This window comes from Vibrio sp. 1249-1 (assembly GCF_033340495.1).
The window spans coordinates 1-816 of the sequence record NZ_JAWOWJ010000361.1 but is presented as its reverse complement, the minus strand read 5'-3'; the positions used below and the strand labels follow the sequence as shown (position 1 = coordinate 816).

Here is an 816-nt window from a genome sequence, read left to right as displayed (position 1 = left end):
CCACAAATACTTCCTCCAAAAAGAAATCGCAGAATAGTCGCTACTGATGTTTAGCTTGTTAGGAATCCAGTAAAAGAGGCGCGAATAGCGCCTCTTTTAGTATGTAGTCATGAGCTTTTCATGACAACTTGTTGAGAGGGTTACAAGCTTTTTTGGTGTGCGTCGATCAGCGCGTTCATTTTGGCTTCCGCAGCTTGTTGCGCTTGCTCGTAGCTCATGTCAGCAGGGAAGTCACTGATGACTTCGTAGTAACATTTCAACTTAGGCTCAGTACCAGAAGGACGAACGATTACGCGAGATTTATCTTCAAGATGATAAATCAGCACATCACTTGCTGGTAAATCAATCGTCTCTTCTGAACCATCCTCAAATGTACGAACGGAAGTTTTCAAGTCCTCAGTAACCGATACTTTCTTGCCTGCAATTTCGCTTGGTGGATTTGCACGTAACTTGTCACCAATTGGTGGTGAGTTTGGATCCAACGCAATACTACGCTGAGCGTTAAAGTAAAAACCGTGTTGACGGTAAAGCGCTTCCAACTTGTCCCACAGTGTTTTGCCTTGTGCTTTGAGCTTTCCGGTTAATTGCGAAAACGCAACAATCGCGGACAAACCATCTTTATCCCACACCTTATTGCCAACGGTGTAGCCAAGCGCCTCTTCGTAAGCAAACAAGAACGGATGTTGCTCGGTTTCTTGGCTCATCGCGACGTTGGTTAGCCATTTAAAGCCTGTTAGCGTTTGGTAATACTCTGCGCCATGCGCTTTTGCGATGCTGCTCAAGAGACGAGATGACACGATGGTGTTACCGACCAGT

Annotated in this window: 1 pseudogene; it reads right to left on the bottom strand. The window is 45.6% G+C overall.

The annotated features are described in order from the left end of the window. Positions 1–140: 140 nt before the first annotated feature. Positions 141–816 (bottom strand): annotated as a pseudogene (locus R7Z50_RS26380) (phospho-sugar mutase); the annotation flags it as partial.